The sequence below is a fragment of the Leptospira licerasiae serovar Varillal str. VAR 010 genome, from assembly GCF_000244755.1.
Lineage (GTDB): Bacteria > Spirochaetota > Leptospiria > Leptospirales > Leptospiraceae > Leptospira_B > Leptospira_B licerasiae.
Genome location: NZ_AHOO02000005.1, coordinates 1,530,467 through 1,546,165 on the forward strand (window position 1 = coordinate 1,530,467; position 15,699 = coordinate 1,546,165).

At 41.4% G+C, this 15,699-nt stretch carries 17 protein-coding genes; 16 read left to right on the forward strand and 1 reads right to left on the reverse strand.

What is annotated here, in order from left to right:
- Positions 1-95 precede the first annotated feature (95 nt).
- The 7 genes from LEP1GSC185_RS07685 to LEP1GSC185_RS07715 all read left to right on the forward strand — a co-directional run bounded on the left by LEP1GSC185_RS07685 (position 96) and on the right by LEP1GSC185_RS07715 (position 5,132).
- Positions 96-998 (forward strand): lysophospholipid acyltransferase family protein, encoded by a 903-nt coding sequence (locus tag LEP1GSC185_RS07685; RefSeq protein WP_008594309.1) that lies wholly within the window; start codon positions 96-98, stop codon positions 996-998.
- 2 nt (positions 999-1,000) lie between these two features.
- The gene (locus LEP1GSC185_RS07690) at positions 1,001-2,167 is read left to right on the forward strand and encodes a helix-turn-helix domain-containing protein (RefSeq protein ID WP_010514056.1); all 1,167 of its coding nucleotides are present in this window, start codon (positions 1,001-1,003) and stop codon (positions 2,165-2,167) included.
- A 92-nt stretch (positions 2,168-2,259) separates the two neighbouring features.
- Positions 2,260-3,144, forward strand: a complete 885-nt coding sequence (locus tag LEP1GSC185_RS07695) for a YHYH protein (protein ID WP_008594575.1) — start codon at positions 2,260-2,262, stop codon at positions 3,142-3,144.
- A 12-nt stretch (positions 3,145-3,156) separates the two neighbouring features.
- On the forward strand, positions 3,157-3,708 hold the full coding sequence (locus LEP1GSC185_RS07700) for a toxin-antitoxin system YwqK family antitoxin (protein ID WP_008595050.1): 552 nt from the start codon (positions 3,157-3,159) through the stop codon (positions 3,706-3,708).
- Positions 3,686-4,390, forward strand: a complete 705-nt coding sequence (locus LEP1GSC185_RS07705; RefSeq protein WP_008594187.1) for an SCO family protein — start codon at positions 3,686-3,688, stop codon at positions 4,388-4,390. Before LEP1GSC185_RS07700 ends, LEP1GSC185_RS07705 begins: the two co-directional genes overlap by 23 nt.
- 146 nt (positions 4,391-4,536) lie before the next feature.
- Complete coding sequence (locus LEP1GSC185_RS07710) at positions 4,537-4,737, forward strand: hypothetical protein (protein ID WP_008595321.1); 201 nt, start codon at positions 4,537-4,539, stop codon at positions 4,735-4,737.
- Positions 4,734-5,132 carry a type II toxin-antitoxin system VapC family toxin gene (locus LEP1GSC185_RS07715; RefSeq protein ID WP_008595786.1) on the forward strand — a complete coding sequence of 133 codons (399 nt, stop codon included), beginning with the start codon at positions 4,734-4,736 and terminating at the stop codon, positions 5,130-5,132. Before LEP1GSC185_RS07710 ends, LEP1GSC185_RS07715 begins: the two co-directional genes overlap by 4 nt.
- Positions 5,133-5,234: 102 nt before the next feature.
- On the opposite strand, the gene LEP1GSC185_RS07720 is transcribed toward LEP1GSC185_RS07715, so the two are convergent.
- A complete protein-coding gene (locus LEP1GSC185_RS07720) occupies positions 5,235-6,083 on the reverse strand; it encodes an endonuclease/exonuclease/phosphatase family protein (protein WP_232298501.1) in 849 nt (282 codons plus the stop codon).
- Positions 6,084-6,396: 313 nt separating this feature from the next.
- On the opposite strand from LEP1GSC185_RS07720, the gene LEP1GSC185_RS07725 reads away from it, so the two are divergent.
- The 9 genes from LEP1GSC185_RS07725 (at position 6,397) to LEP1GSC185_RS07765 (ending at position 15,695) form a co-directional block, all read left to right on the forward strand.
- Positions 6,397-6,903, forward strand: coding sequence for a cytochrome c3 family protein (locus LEP1GSC185_RS07725; protein WP_008594443.1), 507 nt, complete (start codon positions 6,397-6,399; stop codon positions 6,901-6,903).
- 19 nt (positions 6,904-6,922) lie between these two features.
- On the forward strand, positions 6,923-9,985 hold the full coding sequence (locus LEP1GSC185_RS07730; RefSeq protein ID WP_008595295.1) for a TAT-variant-translocated molybdopterin oxidoreductase: 3,063 nt from the start codon (positions 6,923-6,925) through the stop codon (positions 9,983-9,985).
- Between the two features lie 26 nt (positions 9,986-10,011).
- Positions 10,012-11,379 (forward strand): NrfD/PsrC family molybdoenzyme membrane anchor subunit, encoded by a 1,368-nt coding sequence (nrfD, locus tag LEP1GSC185_RS07735; RefSeq protein WP_024863936.1) that lies wholly within the window; start codon positions 10,012-10,014, stop codon positions 11,377-11,379.
- Positions 11,379-11,930, forward strand: coding sequence for a DUF3341 domain-containing protein (locus LEP1GSC185_RS07740; protein ID WP_008594153.1), 552 nt, complete (start codon positions 11,379-11,381; stop codon positions 11,928-11,930). Before nrfD ends, LEP1GSC185_RS07740 begins: the two co-directional genes overlap by 1 nt.
- Positions 11,931-11,940: 10 nt before the next feature.
- The gene (locus LEP1GSC185_RS07745) at positions 11,941-12,537 is read left to right on the forward strand and encodes a c-type cytochrome (RefSeq protein WP_008595553.1); all 597 of its coding nucleotides are present in this window, start codon (positions 11,941-11,943) and stop codon (positions 12,535-12,537) included.
- The gene (locus LEP1GSC185_RS07750; RefSeq protein ID WP_008594684.1) at positions 12,537-13,760 is read left to right on the forward strand and encodes a membrane protein; all 1,224 of its coding nucleotides are present in this window, start codon (positions 12,537-12,539) and stop codon (positions 13,758-13,760) included. Before LEP1GSC185_RS07745 ends, LEP1GSC185_RS07750 begins: the two co-directional genes overlap by 1 nt.
- A gap of 11 nt (positions 13,761-13,771) precedes the next feature.
- Positions 13,772-14,296 carry an Lsa16 family lipoprotein adhesin gene (locus tag LEP1GSC185_RS07755; RefSeq protein WP_008595052.1) on the forward strand — a complete coding sequence of 175 codons (525 nt, stop codon included), beginning with the start codon at positions 13,772-13,774 and terminating at the stop codon, positions 14,294-14,296.
- Positions 14,297-14,400: 104 nt separating this feature from the next.
- Positions 14,401-14,814: a hypothetical protein gene (locus LEP1GSC185_RS07760; RefSeq protein ID WP_008594695.1), complete on the forward strand. Its 414-nt coding sequence runs from the start codon at positions 14,401-14,403 to the stop codon at positions 14,812-14,814.
- Between the two features lie 68 nt (positions 14,815-14,882).
- The gene (locus tag LEP1GSC185_RS07765) at positions 14,883-15,695 is read left to right on the forward strand and encodes an Lp29 family lipoprotein (RefSeq protein WP_008595874.1); all 813 of its coding nucleotides are present in this window, start codon (positions 14,883-14,885) and stop codon (positions 15,693-15,695) included.
- Positions 15,696-15,699 lie beyond the last annotated feature (4 nt).

Here is a 15,699-nt window from a genome sequence, read left to right on the forward strand (position 1 = left end):
TTTGTGTTGAAGCACATTTATACCAAAGCTTTCTTTTGCTTGTCAAACAAACTGGACCGAATCCTTATGTTCGAAAAACAAGAATTGGATCTACTTTGGTTCGCTATATAATTCCCTATTTCTTTTTATACTTATTTTATTTGCCGTTCAGAATTCTTCCTTATAGAGCCTGTTTAATTTACGGAAGATTTTTAGTATGTCTTCTTTACCCGCTCGCTAAAAAACATCGTAAGATCGCTTATGATAATATTTCTTATGCGTTCCCGGATTATTCGGAAGAAAAGAAGAAACAACTCGTATGGAAAAGTTTTCTTCATATAGGTGACCTTCTTGCCGGTACCTTATTTGCTCCTCGTTTAAATCGTAAATGGATGGATAAGTATCTGGTTTACGATGCTGAGTCTTTGGCAATCGAACAAAAAACGATACAAGAAGGAGTGGGGGTTGTTCTGATCTCTGGACATTTTGGTACTTGGGAAATTCTTGTTCAGTTCATGGGAATTAGAATGAAAGGAGGAGGGATCTATAAAAAAGTAAGAAATCCTTTCGTGGATAAGCTTATCTATAAATTGAGAAGTAAGAATGGGATCAGATTAGTATCCACAGAAGAATCTAGCCAAGTCACTAAGATGTTAAAACAAGGTTACTGGGTCGGATTCGGTTCCGATCAGAACGCGGGCAAGGTGGGGATCTTTGTGGACTTCTTCAATAGAAAAGCTTCCACGTACCAAGGTCCCGCTTTAATGGCGTACTTAACCGGGGCTAAAATGTTACTCTATTCGGTTTTATGTGGTGAAAAAGGTAAGGTCATGGTCCGGGTCAAGGATCTTGGGTTCGTAGACAAGGCCGCATTCTCGGATAGGGAAGCTGCCATCCGCCATTACACTGAGGTTTGGACAAAAGCTTTGGAAGAAGAAGTGAAACTGTATCCGGAGCAATATTTTTGGGTACATAGAAGATGGAGAACCAAACCGGGAGATTTCCCGGGTCAAATATAATCATGATGGTTCCTACGATCCCGATCATATCCGTCACGATTTGCATCTTTTCCGCATTTCTGATCTTCACCAAAAGACCTAGATACTCTTTCGATTCTATTTATTCCGTATTTACTATCTTTCTTGCGGCTCCTCATCTGGGACATTTGTTCGTACATAGATTCGAATGGGGACCTGAGTTTCTGGATTTCACGATCCTTTTTCCTTATACCTTTGGCCCATTATTATTACTTTATATTCGAAATTTAACTACGGAAGGCAAAAGTTTTAGAAAGACAGACCTTTTTCATTTTGTTCCGTTTGCCGTATTGTTATGTATATTTATATACAGATTATTCTTTCTTCGACCTCCTGAAGACGAGTTTGATCCTCACGATTGGCATAGACCGAGTAAAGGATTTCATCCCAACGGGGGCTTATTAGTCACATCTATGTTGGTGTATTCCGTTTGGATATTCCTACTTCTGAACAAACATAAGAAGAATATTGTAAATCACTTTTCTAATATAGATAGCATTAAGGATTTACGATGGATGTATTGGAGTTTGATATTATTCGTAATATCTACAGGCGTTCATTTTTTGTTGGAAGGTTTACTATTCACGGATCTCTCTCCCGAGACCTACGAGCCTAGATTAGTCAGGGGAGGAGCAGTATTGGCATTTTCCGTTTTCTTTTGCTGGTTCGGTGTAAGACAAACTGTAGTTTATACTCATAGGGAATTACATGCGTTTAAAGAAAAAACTTTAAATGAAGAAGAGGAAGTGGAAGAAGAACGCAAAAAATACGAAAAGTCCGGACTGAGAGAAGATATGATCCCAGAATATCTTTCTAAGATCCGAAATTATATGGAGTCCGAAAAACCTTACAAAGATTCAGAATTTTCCATCGATCTACTTTCTGAAAATACGGAAGTTCCAAGGTTCTATATAACTCAGATATTAAGCGAAACTTTGGAAACAAATTTCTATAATTTTGTAAACGAGTATAGGATTAAAGATATCATCTTTGCTTTGAAGAGTATTTCAGAGGAGCGCCCGAATTTTTTGAGATTAGCCCTTGAGTATGGTTTTAATTCTAAGTCTACTTTTAATACTTCTTTTAAAAAAGTCACAGGAAAAACACCAACCCAATATCTGGAAGAAATTTCCAAAGTGAGTTCCGCCTAAAGTCCTAAAAATATGGTTCGAGCCGATTGGGACGGTCGAATTCATCCGAAAGATTTCGTAGATTATACCTAACTAACAAGTTTGGAGTAGTTATGCTTCGTTTACGATCTATTCTATTGATAGCTGTTGCGGCCTTTATTTGGAACTGCGACAGCTCCGGAGGAACTGATCTTTCTTCCGCTGCGGTTTTATTATCCGCTTCTCAATGTACACCTACGACCACCACCACAATGTCTACGACTCTTACGGACAATACTTCCTGTCCAGGCGCTATCAACAATGCGACGGATGATCTTGGCTTTGGAGGACCTACTTGCGTAACTAGTATTGCTGCAGAGGCACCTTGTTGGATGAAAACCAACTTTCACTGCGTTACAGTAACGGTAGTTGGCTCCAATTATGTGATTACTACAAATGATAAGCCTCCTCATAAAAGTGCGTATTATTCAGTGGCTTCCGGCTATAATGAAGCGATGGACACTGCAGGCGGCTTCCATACGAATCCGAATACCATTCTGTCCCAGAATATTACTATGACCATTCCGACCACTCCTACTGTTACTGATTGTTCTCAATCCAATGCGGGAACGGATTCAATCGGAATTACTACACTTGGCGTTGTGATCTTCAATAACCAAGCAGCTCCAGGAGATTCTTTTTCCACTGAATATTACACTATGGATCAATCCCAAGGCCACCCTCAAAATACTGGAAAATACCATTATCATACGGAACCTTATAAAATCACAAACGACGATGGTAATATGGTAGGACTTATGCTGGATGGTTTCCCGATTTACGGAAAGAAAAATCAATCAGGTTCTTATCCTACATTGGATTCTACCACTCACACGACTTCCTGCACTCCTACAGAATTCCCGGATGGAACTTATTGTTATCATGTAGAGAACAATACTGGATATAACGGATACATTATCGGAAGTTACTTCAAAGGAACTCCAGGTTCCGTAGACTAATCAGAGGTCAGATTGAAGTTCTATTTACTTTCGATTTGTTTTCTCCTAGTCGCCTGCGATCCTACTCGGGTCGCAAGTAACGATCCTTCTATCACTCGAAACGGAAGGGTTGTTTTTTATAGAGGAGAAAAGTTCCACGGACTTTTGGAATCAAAGATAGAAGAATTGGGAGTCTTTCGGGTGACGTCCTATAAGAACGGTTTGCCTGATGGGATGGAAAAAGATGTGTATTCTAACGGTCAGATTTTGGCTGAAAGAGAATTTTCTGCGGGGAAGAAAGTAGGCACTCATCTAGGTTGGTTTCCCGACGGAAAAAAACGATTTCATAATGAATATTCAGAAGGCCAGTTCCATGGGGCCCAATGGGAATGGAGAAATTCCGGCTCATTGTATTCTTATGCAAAATTCGATCAAGGAAAAGTGATCGGAAAGAAGATGTGGAGAGAGAACGGTCAGATCTATATGAATTTTGTGATCCACAATGGACGAGCGTATGGAATGACCGGCGGAAAATTATGCAGCCAGGTCCGAGGAGACGAAAATGGGAATACGATCCTATTCTAAAATATTATTCTGTAGTTTAGTCTTAGCCTCACTTTTAGTCGCTTGTTCTAAAGATCCGAAAGAAGAATATTCAGAAGAGATCACAGACTTCTCTCTGCCTCAAAAAGATAAACTTCCTCTGTATTTTGGAAAGGATTTACAACCCGTTTGGGAAAATAAATCTTCTAAGCCGCGAGAAATTTCCAAATTTATAATGAAGGATCAGGAAAATCAGAATATCTCGGAAGGCCATTGTAAGGGAAAAATTACCGTGGTTTCCTTCTTCTTTACTAAATGTGCAGGGATTTGTCCGACTATTACAAACAATTTGAGCTTGGTCCAAAAGGAATTTGAGGCCGATCCAAACATCCAAATTTTGTCATTCTCCGCCACACCTGATCTGGATTCTCCTCAAGTCCTAAAAGACTACGGATCTAAACGAAAGATCCGTTATGAAAAATGGAAACTTCTCACAGGAAACCAAAAAGAAATCTATGCGTTAGCAAGAGATTCTTTCAATGCGGATACGGCGATCCCTAAGGAGAACGCCAAAAAGAAACTCACCGAAAACGATTTCCTTCATTCCGATCATGTCTATCTTTTAGATTCACAACTTAGATTGCGTGGAATTTACAATGGAAAGATGAGATCTTCTATCCAAGAATTGAACTCTGATATAGAAGTTTTGAAACGAGAACTTTGATTCCGCTGTATGCGTAAGACATCTCGAGTTCGCGTTAGCTACCAAATATGAGTGTAACGCGAACTTGGAACCAATATTCCGCTAACAGAATATGAATTGAGATCATTCTGGTTGACGAAGAAAAAAATCGAAAACATCCTTGGGTCATGAAAACGACAGAAACAGGACTCAAATATCAATTTCCTTTGGTAGGTTTTGAACAAGAAAAACCTAAAACGAAAAACCAAATTCCGGCTAATAAAGTTGGAAAACCTAAAAAGAGAAAACTGGGCATCTTAAAAGGAAAAGCCTCCTTTAAGATCTCCGATGATTTCAAAATGACAGAGGAGGAATTTCTGAATCTGTGAATTATCTATTAGATACACATGCGATCTTATGGGTTTTATTTCAGCCGGAGAATTTATCCTATAAAGTAGAGTCAGAAATTCTAAATCATAGGAATCGGATCTTTATTAGCAGCATTTCTTTGTGGGAAATTTCCCTGAAATTTTCTTTAAGAAAGATAGATTTGCAGGGGATTACTCCTGAACAATTGCCTAGAAAGATACGAGAAGCTGGATTCGAATTTATAGAAGATTCTCCTGAAATATTTGCGAATTATTTTAAGCTGCCGACTGGAAAACATACGGATCCATTTGACCGATTTCTGGTCTGGCAGGCAGTAAGTTTCAAATTTGTGTTCATTACGAAAGATAGATATTTAAAGGAATATAATCCTCTGGGTTTAAGACTGTTTTGGTAAAATAAAAATGCAACGACATTGGCACCTCTATCTTATCTAACGTCCTGTATATATCTCCGGTGCAGGATGTTGGATATTTTTTAAATCTTGTATTACAATCCTCTATCTCTCTAAAAGTAAATAGGCACTTATAGGACAATGATCGGAAAGGCCTTTTTCTGCACTTGGGTTCCCGTCAAAATTTCCATCATCTGATTCAAACTTGGTTTGGACAAAACTTCCTTGTTGCCAATCCATATTCGTGATCAGATAATCTATGAATCCATCATGGTGCTGCCAACAATCAGACTTTTGTTTGTAGTTTGCTACTTTAAGCTTAAGGTTTCTTTGCAGGATTTTCAAAAGATCTACTCTTCTTTCCAGGACCTCGTTAAAATCGCCTAATAGAACGAATTTTCCGAGAGAGGGGAGTATGTCCTTCAGTGCAAGTAACTGCTCCTTTCTTTCCTTCTTGTCTTTAGGAGAATGGCCTGCTTTTAAATGAACAACAAGCACGGAAATTTTCCCGCCATCAATTGTAAACTCCGCAAGTAGCCCTTTTCTGAGTCCTGGACGAATAGAAAGTTGCTCCAATTCGCTGATATTCGGCTTGCCTAACTCTTTCTTCCAACAAAGACCTAATTCTTGAGAGTAACCTGGAGTAATGGTTGCTGTGCAGTCATATTCATTTATTATAATATGATGAAGTGCGGTTTCGTTCTCTATCTCTTGGAATCCGATTATGTCCGGATGATTTAATAAGATTATCTTTTTGATCTTATTAAAATCTTCTTCCGTTCTATGTTTTCTATCTTTGGGGAATTTATGCGAGTCTCCTATCTCATCATATAAAAAGTAGGAATTGAAGCTTGTTACTTTGAGTTTTTTTATAGGACCTTTCGCAATAGTGGAGATTGTTATTAGGAAAGCGAAGGGAATTCCCAGAAATAGGATCAGTGGGCGGTGCATCATTCTTTCCAAATTAGATTTTTGAATTCATATTTTAATGAAGTAAGAAAGTAAAATCCATAAATTTTCTTAGAGTTAAGAACGATCGTTCTGATCATATCCATCATAAACTTAGGTTTTGTATTCAAGGTCTTTGATCTTCTAAAATAGAGCTTATTAAGTAAGAATCTTATCCATTTAATTGATACTAAGTCTCATATAAAAATGCAAGAAATCGCCAAACCAATCGCGTTTTTACGCGTTTACTTGCAATTTTAACCGAAGCCAAAATCCTTGTTCCCAAACCTTATTTTGGAACCCACGGGACTTCTCACGAATGAATAAGAAAGCTTTGAAACTTTCGGTTCCGCTTATTGCTATTGCAGCAGTGGCTTACCTGATTTTTTCTCCCTCCAAATATGTAGGCTACTCTCCGGATCAGCCTATACCTTTTAACCACAAGATTCACGCAGGTGATAATAAGATAGATTGTCGTTATTGTCACACTGGTGTAGAAACAAGCGCGCACGCAACGGTTCCGAATACTTCCACTTGTATGAACTGTCACTCGCTTGTTGCAAAGAACAGCCCAGATATAAAATTTTTGAGCGAAAGTTACTCGAACAAGAAACCGATCGAGTGGGTGAAAATCCACGACCTTCCGGATCATGTTCAGTTCAATCACTCTCGCCATATCTCAAGAGGCGTGGATTGTTCGCAATGCCACGGCAATGTAGCTGAAATGGTCAAGGTCAAGCAGGTAGCATCCCTGAATATGGGATACTGCATCAATTGCCACCGGGAGAACAACGCTCCTACCGACTGTTCCACCTGTCACAGATAATCAGGAGATAGCATAACAGATGGATAAAAAGAATTTCCAGAAAGAAAAGAAAGCTCACTGGCTCTCCCTCGAACTGAAAGATAACGAAAAAGAAACGAAGGATCTGGCGCGCTCTGAATTTTTCACTTCTCCGGATCCAGTCATCGCAAGGATCAAGTCAGGGGAGTTCGATCGTAAGACCTTCCTTAAATTGATGGGTGCGGGAGTCGCTATGACTTCCTTAAACTGCGTTCGTAAGCCTGTCGAAAAAATCGTTCCTTATGTGGATCTAAAAACCGACGAAGGTAATTTCGATTTCGTAAAACACGGACAAGCTTATTACTACGCTACCGCATTCAATGGAACCGGTTATTTAGTAAGATCTAAAGACGGCCGTCCTCTAAAATTAGAAGGAAACGATGATCACCCTGTTTCTCAAGGTGCTCTTGGAGCTTCCGGTCAAGCTGCTATCTTTGATCTATATGATCCAGACAGAGCACAAGGTCCGGCAGCTATTTCCGGCGGAAAAGTGGAAAACATCCAATGGTCCGCTTTGGATTCCAAAGTTCAGGAAGCTCTTTCTAAGAACAAAGGTAACACTGTAATCGTAACGAGACCTCTTGATTCTCCTTCCACCAAAGCGATCATCGCTGACTTCTTAAAAGCGGTAGGTGGAGGACAACATTTAGAGATCTCGATCACTTCTCCGGAAGATGCGATCTCCAAAGCTCAGGCTGCTTCTTACGGAAAGGCACTCGTTCCTAACTATAATTTCGAATTGGCGAACACTATTTTGTCCATCGATTGCGACTTTATGGGTGGATGGTTGTCTCCTGAGGAACACCAAAAGGATTTTGCGAAACGCAGAAACCTGAGAGACGGAGCAAAAGATCTTAACTATTTCATCGCTGCCGAATCCATTCCTACTATGTCCGGATCCAATGCGGATCTTAGACTTCCGATTCGTCCTGGGGACCAGTCTAAACTGGCTCTTGCAATCGCTGCGGGTCTCGGAGAATTAGGAGCAAACACTAAGGATGTTACCGGAACTTCTACTGTAGAAAGTCTCGCGAGCGAACTCGGAGTAACTGCAGAGGGTATCCGCAAAACGGCAAAAGCTCTTTGGTCGAACAAAGGCAGATCACTCGTAGTTGCGGGCGGTCTTTCTGCTTCTACCAAAGAAGCCGTGGATCTACAGATCCTTGTGAACTTCTTAAACTCTACCTTAGACAACGATGGTAAGACTGTTGATTACGCTTCTCCTAAAAAAGAAGGTTTAGCGGATTATTCCGGTAACTTAAACAAACTTACTGAAGCATTAAAACAAACTAAAGTAGGAGTTCTATTCCTCTACGATACCAACTTGGTTTACCAAGCTGGCGATTCTTGGAAGGACCTTCTTCATAGAGCGGCTTTGACCGTAAGTATTGCAGACAGAGCGGATGAGACTGCACTTGCTTCCAACTATCTAGCTTCCACTACTCATTTCTTAGAGTCTTGGGGAGATTCGGAAGGAACTAAGGGTATATTCTCCATCCAGCAACCTGCGATCCGTCCTCTATTCAACACTCGTTCTTTCGAGGACAGCTTGATCGCTTTCGCAGGCGGATCTTTAGGTGGAGAAAAATCATTTTACGAATACGTAAAGAACTCTTGGACCAAAAAACTGGGTTCCAAACAGAAATGGGAAGATCTTCTCAGAGTTGGAACTACTGTAAGAGCTAAGGACCGCAGAAAAACTGCAAGCGCTACTCGCGGCTTCAATAAGGCTGCGCTTAAAAAGCCTGCAAGTTATCCTGCCGGGATCCGTCTGGCTCTTTATGAGACAAGCTCCATCGGAGATGGTAGAGCGGCGAATAACTCTCTATTACAAGAACTTCCTGATCCTGTTACCAAGGTTACTTGGGACAACTATGTAATCCTTTCACCAGGACTTGCAAAAGAAAAAGGGATCCAATCCAACGATGTGGTTTCCGTTAAAACTACCAAAGGTTCTATCGAACTTCCTGCTCAGGTCCAGCCTGGAATGCACAAGGATACGATCGGGATCGCGGTTGGTTACGGTAGAACAGCAGCAGGTAAAGTAGGAAACGAAGTAGGTAAAAACGCGTATGTTCTGGCGGAAGATGGAGTATTCTCCGGAATTTCCGTTACTTCTCTCGAGAAGACAGGTAAAACTTACAAGCTTGCTTGCACCCAGCACCACCACGTTTTATCTCCAGGTTTCGGATACGAAGATCGTCCTCTGGTCCAATCTACTTCTTTGGAAGAATGGAAAAAGAATCCAGCTTCCGGAGTGAAAGAGTCCGAAATTCCTAAAATTAAAAAAGACGGTAAGATGGTCTACGCAACCGGAGCAAACCCGGTTCATGAATACCCTGGTTACAAATGGGGTATGGCTATCGATTTGACTGCTTGTACCGGTTGCGGTTCTTGCGTCATCTCTTGCCAAGTAGAGAATAATATTCCGGTAGTAGGAAGAGACGAAGTTAGAGTGGGTCGCGAGATGCATTGGCTTCGTATCGACCGCTACTATATCGGTGACCCTGAAAAACCGGAAGATCTACAGATCGCTCACCAGCCTATGCTTTGCCAACAGTGTGATAACGCTCCTTGTGAGACTGTTTGCCCTGTTATGGCGACTGTTCATAGTTCTGAAGGGATCAACGATATGGTTTATAACCGTTGCGTTGGAACTCGTTACTGCTCTAACAACTGCCCTTACAAAGTTCGTCGTTATAACTGGGCTCAACACTGGTATAACGAGACTGGAGCCGAAAAAGGATCCAGAACTCCTAGATATCTCGGACTCAATCCGGATGTTACGGTTCGTGGAAGAGGGGTTATGGAAAAATGTAACTTCTGTTCTTCTCGTATCGCGGAGAAAAAGATCCAGGCCAAGAACGAAGGTCGTACTTTGAAAGACGGAGAACTGAAGACTGCCTGCCAACAAAGTTGTGCGGCTGATGCCATCAGTTTCGGAAACACGAACGATAAAACTTCTACGGTATCCAAACTCAGTGCGGATCCTAGATCTTTCAGAGTTCTTGAGTATTTAAATGTCGGTCCCGCGGTCGCTTATCTGACCAGGGTAAGAGCTTAATCCGGAGTAATTAAAGCGCTATGTCTATACCTAACGCAATCAAAGAAGCCCTGGATATCCAACCCTTAGTCACTGGCGGCAAGTCCGTCCGTGACGTTACCGAGGATATCCTCAAGCCGGTCGAAGCTTTCCCCACTTCTCTGTGGTGGAAGGCTTTCATTCTGGCTCTTACCATTACCGTAATCGATTTAGGTATCATCGGATACTTGGTATACGAAGGTCTTTACATCCTCGGGATCAACAATCCTGTAGGTTGGGGATTTTTCATCGTAAACTTCGTATTCTGGATCGGTATCGGTCACGCAGGAACTCTGATCTCCGCGGTTCTTTATTTGTTCCGCCAAGAGTGGAGAACCGGTATTAACCGTGCCGCAGAAGCGATGACCATCTTTGCGGTATTAACTGCTGCATCCACATTGATTATCCATATCGGACGTCCTTGGATGGGATTTTGGTTATTCCCTTATCCAAACGAAAGAGGACCTCTTTGGGTGAACTTCAGATCTCCTCTGATCTGGGATACTTTCGCGGTTTCGACTTACTTGAGTATCTCTCTTGTTTTCTGGTATATCGGTTTGATCCCTGATATCGCAGCTGTAAGAGACAGGGCTACTACACCTCTTCGTAGAAAAGTTTATGATATTCTTTCCTTCGGATGGGTCGGATCCAATAAAGCATGGTCTCACTTAGAGACTGTTGCGATGATCCTCGCGGCATTGTCCACACCTCTGGTTCTTTCGGTGCACACGATCGTATCCTTCGACTTCGCGGTTTCCATCGTTCCTGGATGGCACACTACGATCTTCCCTCCTTACTTCGTTGCCGGTGCGATCTTCTCCGGATTTGCGATGGTGGTTACTTTAATGGTAATCGCAAGGGAAGTCTTCCAACTGAAAGATTATATCACCATGAAACACTTGGAAAACATGAACAAGGTGATCATGGTTACCGGTTTGATCGTGGGTCTTGCTTACTCCACTGAGTTCTTCATGGCTTGGTATTCCGGAAACGAATACGAAGGATTTACCTTCGTGAACAGAGCATTCGGACCTTACGGATGGGCATACTTCATCATGTTCAGCTGTAACGTGTTCGCTCCTCAGGTATTCTGGTCTAAAAAACTTAGAAACAGCATCCCTGTGATGTTCATCGTTTCCATCATCGTAAACATCGGTATGTGGTTCGAACGTTTCGTGATCGTAATGACATTACACGCCGACTTCCTACCTTCCAGTTGGGATAAATACATTCCAACGGTTTACGACTTCATGATGTTACTCGGAACCTTCGGTATCTTCTTCACTATGTTCCTTCTCTTCTGTAGATTACTTCCTGTAATTGCGATCGCGGAAGTGAAAACAGTAATGCCTCATAAAGATGGAGGTCATCATTAATGTATACTCCTAAGAAAGAACAGTTTCATACTTTCGAAGAAACAGAGCATGGAGTTTTCGGATTATTCGATACTCCTGCTCAGATCATAGATGCGGCTCAAAAAACAAAGGAGAAGGGTTACACCAACTTCGATTGTTTTACTCCGTATCCTGTACACGGACTGGATGACGCAATGGGTCTTCCTCGATCCGGACTTCCTTGGGTGACTTTTTTCATGGGAATTTTTGGATGCACAGTCGGCTTTGGAATGCAGTATTTAACTCATAAATACGACTGGCCGATCAATATTTCCGGAAAAAGTTTCAACGCTTGGTTTGCTTATATTCCAATCACATTCGAGTTTACAGTGTTCATGGCTGGGCTTTCCACAGCTGCAGCTTTGTTCTTCCTGGCTAAACTTCCAAGAACCGGTCGTAAGGTTTTACATCCGGATATCACTACCGACAAATTTGCACTTTGGATCCCTTCCAACTCAGCGAATTATTCAGAAGGTTCAGTGACCGACTTTATCAAAGGCCTCGGCTCTAAACATGTCGAGACGGTGAAATAGGAGAATTTTGATGATTTCACTGCAAAGAATTTTTGCTCTTTCTCTCGCAGGTTTGATACTTTGGAACTGCGAGTCTAAGACTCCTCCTATGGAGTACATGCCTGATATGGCAGATTCTCCAGCAAGAGAAGCTCAGGAAGCGGACTCTAATTTTCCGAACAATACTTCCTTACGTCTTCCTCCTGCAGGGGCAGTTCCTCAGGGATATTTCCCTTACGAGTATGCTGGTTGGACTCAAAGCTTGGACGCTCTTCCGAACAAAGGACTTGCAAATCCGATCAAAGGAGATCTGGCTACTCTTCAAAAAGGGGAGATCAAATACCAAACGTATTGTAGCCCTTGCCACGGTGTTAGAGGACAAGGAAACGGAACCGTAGTAGGTCCTGCTCCACGTTTGAATATGGCTCAATCTGACGGAAGCCCGATGGCTGCATTAACATCTGCAACCGCTAAAGGTTATTCCGATGGACAGATCTACCATATCATCACCGAAGGAAAAGGAGCTATGAAAAGTTATGCTTCTCAAGTTCCTTCCGAGGATCGTTGGAAAATCATATTATATGTTCGTAAATTACAAGAATACGACAACAGAACGGCTGGTAAATAATGGAAGTTAAAGTAGAACAAAACTTAATCAACTTTAAGTTGGATTCCAAAACCAGAAACGCTCTGGTAGGAATGATCTTAATAGGATTAGCAAGCATTGGTCTTGCGGCTTTCGGTCTTGGGCATCCGGAACTTCGTCATGAAGGCGGTCATTCCAATCCGGCTTGGTCCGCATACTTAGTAGGTGTATTCTTTATCTTAGGAATTACACTTGCAGGGATCTTCTTTACCTCTTTGGCACATATTACTGGCGCTCATTGGCCTGTAACTCTTCGCAGAATTTCCGAAACTTACGGATTATTCGTCCCTGTTGCGGCGGTCCTTCTTCTTATCCTGATCGCGGGGGCTCATGATCTATACGAGTGGACTCACGCAGAAGCGGTAGAAGCCGACAAACTACTTAAACACAAAAAACCACTCTTGAACATCGGATTTTTCTCCGTGATGGTGGTTGTTTTAGGAGCCGCTTGGTCTACATTCGGATATCTTTTCTACAAGAGATCCGTTTCGCAAGATACTGACAAAGACGTTAAACACACTCAGTTCAATGCAAAGTTAGCCGGAGGATATATCATATTCTTCGCACTTTCCTTCTCTTTAGTTTCCATCATGTTGGTAATGTCTCTTACCCCGCACTGGTTCTCCACCATGTTCGGAGTTTACTGCTTTGCAGGAGCGTATCAGGCAGGACTTTCTTCTTTCGTGATCATGGCGTATTACCTAAAGAAGAGAGGATTTTTAGGAAACTTGGTGAACGAAAACCATATCCATGACTTAGGAAAATTCATACTCGGTTTCACAGTATTCTGGGCGTATGTTGGTTTCTCTCAGTTCATGTTGATCTGGTATGCTTCCATTCCGGAAGAAACTTTCTTTTATGAGCAAAGGCTGACTGGCGGATGGGAATATCTGACTTTAGCATTGCCTGCAATCAAGTTTGCAGTTCCTTTTATGCTCTTATTGAATCGTCCGAACAAAAGAGATATCGATTTCTTAATGAAAGTTTCTCTTTGGGTCATCTTCACACAAGCTACTGAAATTTTCTGGCTGGTTTATCCTGCTAATTTCGTGGACTTCTCCTTTGGAGGATACCTTGTATCGTTGGGATCCGTAGTAGGAGTGATCGGATTATTCGGTCTGGTAGTTCTGAAAAGATTGGAAAAAGCTCCTTTGATCCCTGTGGGAGATCCGAGATTGGAAGAAGCTTTACACCATCACCAATAAGGAAAAGGATCATGAAAAAATTAGCATTAAATATTACGATCCTCGGAATTGCAGCTCTCGCTTTGGGAGCTTGCTCCAATACCGCTCAAGTCGTAGGGAATATTAATTGCCCTACATTAGAAAAAGATAAATTGGACCCTAAAGTTGGGATTCTTTCCGACGACCAGTCTAATCCTGTTCCTGTAGAATTCCTTCCTGTTGGAACTGTGGTAAAGGTGTATGATTACAGAAACCATTACTACATCGCGAAAAAATTGGTCCGCATCAAGACCGAGAAAAACGAAGGTTGGGTAGACCCGGCTTGTTTGGTAGTCGCTCAGAATCCTGACGATTCCGTTTTTAAATGGGGATATCGTTCCGATTATAAACCTTTCTTGAACAGAGAGGACAGAGACAGATACAATTATAAAAACGATCCTAATGCAGGACCTGATTCAAAAGGAAGATCTGCAGATGGATTCGAATATGATATCTACAAGAACCTTCCAAAAGACAAGGTTCCTCTGGCAGATCTGGCACCTGAGCTGAAAAAGTAAAAGAAGAACGTTCTTTTATCCGTTTCAAAATTCACAAAGCCCCCTCCGAATTTGATTCGTTGGGGGATTTTTTTTTTGCAATATGAAAAGAAAGAGAAGATCCCATGAATAATAAGATACTGATCAGAAAATTCGCTGCAGGTTTACTCCTTCTATTCTTTTCCTGTTCTATTATTTTTCATACGATTATCATATCGGGTGCGGTACCTTTTTCGATAGTTTGGGGAGGAAGGTTAGAAACATGGGAGCAGATGATCGTATTCGAATCAATTTCCATCCTTCTAAATTTTTTCTTTTTGATAGTGATTGCGCTTGATTCCAAGTATATCAAACTCCCTATTCCGGCGCGGATCGTTCGGGTCGCAATTTGGATCATGTTTGCCGTCTTTTCCTTGAATACTCTAGGAAATATATTCTCATTGAATTCTACCGAAACGACTGTGTTCACTCCGGTCACTTTAGTGATCGCTCTATGTTGCTTTACTTTGGCATTGATCCCTTCTAAAAAAGAAGTTTGAGAATTTAATAGCAAAACGAAGTTCATTTTTTACTGGAATCTTGCCTAAAACTCGTTTAGGGTTTCCAAATGCGTTTACTTGTCCTTTCTATCTTCTTTATATTTTTATCCAATTCCTGCGCTTCCAGATACTCTCTAACCCAAAGCGCCGATGTAGGAACTACTACAAAACAACCTACTAAAAAGTTCAGGATCGCGTATTTAGGATTTAATACGTTCAAATCCACAAAATTAAAGAATCCGGATGGGACAGTTGACTTCGAGGCTCTTTCCGATCCATATTCCCGCACCATCAAAGAACCTATCGGAGGAAGTTTTCCTATCCCAGGAGAGAATAAACCGAATGGAATTAGAAAGGACCTGTCTCAGGAGAAGGTTGCGAAATTCGTAAAATCTTTCTTGGAGGTAACGGGGCCGACAGGCATCAAAGAATTGGAAAAGTTCTTAGAGATCTTGAAAACTGGTGAGAATTATACGTATTCTTTCAAAAATCTTCCCTACGATTATTATATAATGGGATTACATTATCCTGTTTTTGAAAAATCAAGGAATGTTGGTCTAAATTTTGTAACGATCTTCTCAAGTCTGTTTAGTGTAGCGACCTTAGGTCTTCTGCCTTCATACGAGGCTTACTCTGCAAATACTAAAGTCTTAGTATATGATAAAAATTTAAATTTGATCAAAGAACTTGAATACGATAATAATTATTCCGTGTGGAGGGCATTATGGATCTCTCCGAATCCTAAGGAATGCGGGATAGGGAGTCTGGAATGTCTCGGAATGTTCAGCCCAACATTGGGGACGAATCCCCCTATGGTATTCGAAGCAAGTTCACCTAAGATCAGTTCCGATTTGAATGATTTTATAAATACTTTAAAGTAAGAAA